5 protein-coding genes are annotated in these 5167 nt (G+C 66.0%); 2 read left to right on the top strand and 3 right to left on the bottom strand.

Annotated elements, in window-relative coordinates; all coding sequences use genetic code 11:
• The first annotated feature begins 9 nt into the window (after positions 1-9).
• Positions 10-777: an inositol monophosphatase family protein gene (locus ACIQ6O_RS12580; protein WP_396208139.1), complete on the top strand. Its 768-nt coding sequence runs from the start codon at positions 10-12 to the stop codon at positions 775-777.
• The gene (gene hisIE, locus ACIQ6O_RS12575) at positions 774-1391 is read left to right on the top strand and encodes a bifunctional phosphoribosyl-AMP cyclohydrolase/phosphoribosyl-ATP diphosphatase HisIE (RefSeq protein WP_396208138.1); all 618 of its coding nucleotides are present in this window, start codon (positions 774-776) and stop codon (positions 1389-1391) included. Before ACIQ6O_RS12580 ends, hisIE begins: the two co-directional genes overlap by 4 nt.
• A 252-nt stretch (positions 1392-1643) precedes the next feature.
• Here hisIE and ACIQ6O_RS12570 read toward each other — a convergent pair whose 3' ends face one another.
• The 3 genes from ACIQ6O_RS12570 to ACIQ6O_RS12560 form a co-directional block, all read right to left on the bottom strand.
• Entirely contained in the window at positions 1644-2471 is an 828-nt protein-coding gene (locus tag ACIQ6O_RS12570; RefSeq protein WP_396208137.1) for a D-hexose-6-phosphate mutarotase, read from the bottom strand.
• Positions 2455-3954: a M20/M25/M40 family metallo-hydrolase gene (locus ACIQ6O_RS12565; protein ID WP_396208136.1), complete on the bottom strand. Its 1500-nt coding sequence runs from the start codon at positions 3952-3954 to the stop codon at positions 2455-2457. The genes ACIQ6O_RS12570 and ACIQ6O_RS12565 overlap by 17 nt, the downstream gene beginning before the upstream one ends.
• Positions 3954-5167: Gfo/Idh/MocA family protein (locus ACIQ6O_RS12560; protein WP_396208135.1), on the bottom strand; the 1214-nt coding region annotated here is incomplete at its 5' end. The genes ACIQ6O_RS12565 and ACIQ6O_RS12560, both read right to left, overlap by 1 nt.

Genomic DNA, 5167 nt, shown 5'->3' with positions numbered 1-5167 from the left:
ACCGAGAGCCTGCTGCAGGCCGCAGCCGAAGTGGCGGAGTTCGCGGCGGGTGTGGCCATGCAGTGGTACGGCGCCGGCGTGGCGGTGGAAACCAAGGGTGACGGTTCGCCGGTCACCATTGCCGACCGTGAAGCGGAGCGTCAGGCGCGCGCATGGATCGAACAACGCTTTCCCAACGACGGCTTGTTCGGCGAAGAGTTCGAAACGGTGCGCGGCGATGCGAAGCGCCGCTGGATTTTCGACCCCATCGACGGCACCAAAGCCTTCGTGCGTGGCGTGCCGCTGTGGGGCACCCTCGTGGCGTGCTGTGAGGGGGATACGGTGCTCGCTGGTGCGGCCTGCTACCCTGCGGTGAAGGAGACGGTGGCCGCGGCGCCCGGAGAGGGATGCTGGTGGAACGGGTCACGCGCGAGTGTTTCGAGCGTGAGCAACCTGGCCGAAGCCACCGCGCTCATCACCGACAGTCGCTTTCCCGAGCGGCCGCACCGTCGCGACGCGTGGTTCGGCCTGGTGTCGAACGTGGCCGTGAGTCGCACGTGGGGTGACTGCTATGGCTACTTGCTCGTGGCTACGGGCCGTGCGGAGATCATGGTGGACGACATCATGAATCCGTGGGACTCGGCCGCGCTGCAACCGATCATCACCGAAGCGGGCGGTCGCTTCAGCGACTGGCGCGGCAACGCTACGGCGTTCGGCGGTGATGTGATCGCTACCAATGCGGCGCTGGCCAATGCGACGCGTCGCTATCTGCTCGAATCCTCCGGACACCACGAATGACCGTTTCACTCGATCTCGATACGCTCGACTTCTCCAAGGGCCAGGGACTGGTCACCGTGGTTACGCAGGATGCGCACACGGGCGTCGTCCTCATGGTGGCGCACGCCGACCGCGAGGCGCTGGAGTACACGCTGCGCACAGGGGAGATGCACTATCGCTCGCGCAGCCGCGGCCTGTGGCACAAGGGCGGCACGAGCGGCAATGTGCAACGGGTGGTGACCCTCACCGCCGACTGTGATCGGGATGCGGTGCTGGCACGCGTGATTCCGGCCGGCCCGGCGTGTCACGAGGGGACGACGAGTTGTTTCCGTGACGACGCGCTCCTGAGCGACACGCTGGCGGCGCTCGACGCGACGATCGCCGAGCGCGCGCAGTCGCTACTCGCGGCCGGGGAGAAGCCAAGCTACACGCAGCGACTGCTGACCGACCGTAACCTGCGGCTGAAGAAGCTGGGCGAAGAAGCGGTAGAGCTCACGATGGCATGCGTGGATCACGACACGGCGCGTGCGGCGGAAGAGACGGCGGACCTCGTGTACCACGCGCTGGTGGCGTTGCACGCGGTGGGGGGGACGCTGGACGATGTGCGAGCGGTTTTGGCGGGGCGGGTGAAGTAGGGCTGACCGTGGTGTGTGCGACTTCCTGCAGACGGCAGACGGCAGGAACTACAGCACGCAGTTACGGAGGAGTTCGGTAGAACAAAACGGGGGCGGCCGCTTTGCGGCGCCCCCGATTTCCTTTGTGGTTCCGTATCGGGGCCGCGCGCAGCGCAGGCCCCGAGTTGTTCTACCACAGTTCTCCCGTTCTGCGTGCTGTACTTCCTGCCGTCTGCCGTCTGCTGGTAAAGGCGCCGTTACTTCCGCTGTTACCTACGCCTCCATGAGCTGCGTCCCCGTCCACCGCGCCCCCGGCTGCAGCACAACGGGACTGCCGATCGCCCCTGCCTCCACGCACACCATGTGCTGTTCGTCGCCGGCGGCGAAGTCGGCTTTGCTGGCCGTGATCTCCGCGCCGGGGTTCCATACGACGGCATCCGGGAACCCGTGCTTTTCGATGCGGAGCGCACGATGGGGCTCGACGAGATTCAGCACATCGGGCGTGGCACCGTAGACACGATCGATGTGTCCTTCAATGGCGAGCGGTCCATCGGGCGATGTAAAGGACTCGCTGTTGCGCAGGGCATCACGATACGTGGTACCGCCGAGGCCGTGCACGGCACACGCGAACGCGTTCTCGACGCGAAAGTACGGATGCAACGCGGCGGTGAATGCGAACGGCACCGATCCCGTATTGGTGACGGTGAGCGAAACCGTGAGCGATGCCTCAACAACCGCCACATCGAGTGCGGCGGTGAACGCGTACGGCCACATCGCGCGTGTCACATCAGAGTCGGTGAGGGAAAGCCTCACCCGCGCGCCGTTATCGTCAGACGATTGAGACTCGACCATCCAGCGCATGTTACGTGCAAAACCGTGCTGCTTCAGCGGACCCATGGCTCCGAACTGCGGAAAGCAGATGGGGATGCCGCCGCGAATGGATTGGCCCTCACCGTAGAGCGCGCGCGCGCTCACGAAGAGTCGGTCATCAGTGCTGCCGGCCGGGATCCACGACGCCACCTGCGCGCCGTCGAGATACACACGGGCACGGGCGCCGTCGGGCGCGAGCAGGTCAACGTGCGGACTATCGTGCGGTGACACGGTCGAGCGTGCGATAGAGGAACTCAGCCGCCCAGCCGAGCGCTGCGACCGGGACGCGCTCGTTGTCGCCGTGCATGCGCAGCTCGTCTTCCATGGGGAGCGGCATGGGCAGGATGCCGTACGTGGGAATGCCTCGCGCACGTAACGCCGCGCCATCGGTCGCGCCCGTGCTCATGAAGGGAATCACCGTGGTGGTCGGCACCATGGCCGTTGCCGCCTGCTCCATCGCCCTGTAGAGGGCGGTGCTGACCGGGCTCACCGGCGGCGACGTGCGCGGCTCACCGTCGAGCGTGAACACCACCTGCTTTTCGGCACCCACGCGATTGAACTGCTGCACGATGGTGCGGACATCGTCGTTGGGGAGGACACGTACATTGAAGGTGGCGCTCCCGTCGCTCGGAATGACGTTACTGCGAATTCCTCCGCTCATCAGCGTGAGCGACTGCCCCGTGCGCAGGACCGCGTTGTGCAGCGGCTCGCGCGACAGCACGGCGGCCGCCGCATCGATCTGCGTCTTCGATGCATTGGGCGCCGAAACGCGCTGCATCGCCAGCTTCATCACCGGGTCCTTTTCGATGCGTGCCAGCCGCGCGAAGTAGAGACGCGTGGTTTCGTTGAGTAGTACCGGCGCCTTCCAGGTATGCACGCGCGATACCGCACGCGCGAGCGCGGCCAGCACATTGTCGGGGAGCGGTACGGAGGCGTGCCCACTCGGTCCCGTGGCGCTGGCCTTCACGGTGTACGAGACCTTTTCGGTGGTCTGGATGTTCACCGAGCGCACCATTCCGTCGCCCACGCGTACACGACCACCCTCGTTGAGCGCGAACTCCGCATCCTTGATGAGCGCGAAGTGGGTGGTGACCATCTCGTCGATGCCCACCTCCGGGCCGCCCTCTTCGGCCGCGGTCGCCATGAAGATGACATCGCGATCGAGTTGATCACGGCGCAGGGCGAGTTGCTGCATGGCTGCCGTGGCCGTCGCGAGCATCCCCTTGTCATCGATGGCCCCGCGTCCGTACAGATACTCAACGTCGCCTTCCCTAACCATCGTCGCCGTGAACGCCGGCGTCTTCCACTTGCTGCTGTCAACGCCCACCACATCCATGTGGCCCATGATCAGGACTGGACGCTTGGTGGGGTTGGTCGCGCGTAAGCGGGCCACGAAGTTGGCTCGGCCATTGGCCACCGGCAGGACGTGGCGCTCCACGCCGGGAATGGCAGCGAACACCTTGTCGAAGTACTGCGCCGTGAGGAGTTCGTTGCCCGGCGGGTTCTGGGTGTTGAGACCAATCAGCGCCCTGAGATGCTCGAGCGAGGCACGTTGGGCGAGGGCGCGATCGAAACCGGCGGGAGCTGGCGTGGCGACCGTCCACGGCGTGGACTGCGCAGACAGGGCAACCGGCCCGCAGAGTGCCGCGGCCACGAGGGCGGAAACGACACGCGCGCCCGGAGTCCGGGCGCGCACGACGTGAGCTGAGCGCATCAGAGTTCCCAACCCTTTCGGTACACGCGCGTGAGGTACTGATTGGCTTCGGGCGCGTTGGTGAACTTCATGTTGGCGGCATCGTACAGCACCTTGCGGCCCTGACCGGCGCGCAGCGCCGCGATGCCTAGTAGCATCGTTTCGGTCAGCGGCGCCGCCTGCGAGAACGGCGAGCTCGCCTTCGCTTCGCCCTTGCACGCCTGAATCCAGTTCTGTTCGTGCGACACGGTGATGCGCGGGATGCTCTTGGCCACCGCTTCCGCCTTCTTCGAAGTACCCTCGGGGAAGATGCGCGGGCGATTGCCGTAGGTCTCGTGCATGAGCATGCCCTTATCGCCGATGATGATCGCGCCACCACCATCGCTACCCGGCAGCGCGAACGGCGCGTCATCGGGCATCATGCGCGGACGGGGCGGCAGCAGACCGCCGTCATACCAGTAGAGATCCACCGGGCCGCGCTTGCCGACCGCCGGATACTCGAACTGCGCCGTCATCGCGAGCGGGTAGGTGGCCGGATTCTTTTCGCCGCCGCCCCACGGGCTCGAGCTGGCCGTGATGCTGGTCGGGAAGGTGAGGTCGAGGGCCGTGAACGCCTGATCGATGAGGTGGGCGCCCATGTCACCGATGGAGCCTACGCCGAAGTCGAGCCAACCGCGCCACGCGAACGGATGGTACGCGGGATGATACGGAATCTCCGGCGCCGGGCCGAGGTAGAGATCCCAGTTGAAGCCTTCGGGCGGCGAGAAGTCGTTGATGGCCATCGCCGCGCGCACGGCGTTGTCCACGGTGCCCATGTTCCATTGCGGGCGCGGATTGGTGTTGAGCACCGCTGCGCCCGCCGCGCGGGGACGCGGAATTCCCTGCGCCCAGTAGCGCACCGGACGATCGGTCCACACGTGCACCTCGTGCACCTTCCCCAGCACGCCGGAGCGCACGATTTCGGTGACGCGGTGCGAGCCGTCCATGGAGTGGCCCTGGTTGCCCATCTGCGTCACCACCTTGGGATTCTCCGCCGCCTTCTTCGCGAGCAGCCGCGACTCGTAGACCGAGTACGCCAGCGGCTTTTGCACGTACACGTGCTTGCCGAGCGACATCGCCGCGAGGGCAATGGTGGCGTGCAGATGATCAGGCGTGGCGATGAGCACCGCGTCGATATCCTTCTGCTTCTCGAGCATCTGCCGGAAGTCGGCGTACTTGGCCGCCTTCGTGTAGG

It is taken from the genome of Gemmatimonas sp., from assembly GCF_044345575.1.
Lineage (GTDB): Bacteria > Gemmatimonadota > Gemmatimonadetes > Gemmatimonadales > Gemmatimonadaceae > Gemmatimonas.
Note: the sequence above shows the minus strand (reverse complement) of the source record. Positions and strands in the feature narration are given on the sequence as shown.

Excerpts from the sequence above, each read along its gene's own strand:
- hisIE (WP_396208138.1), top strand. The coding sequence starts at position 774 with ATGACCGTTTCACTCGATCTCGATACGCTCGACTTCTCCAAGGGCCAG.
- ACIQ6O_RS12565 (WP_396208136.1), bottom strand. The coding sequence starts at position 3,954 with ATGCGCTCAGCTCACGTCGTGCGCGCCCGGACTCCGGGCGCGCGTGTC.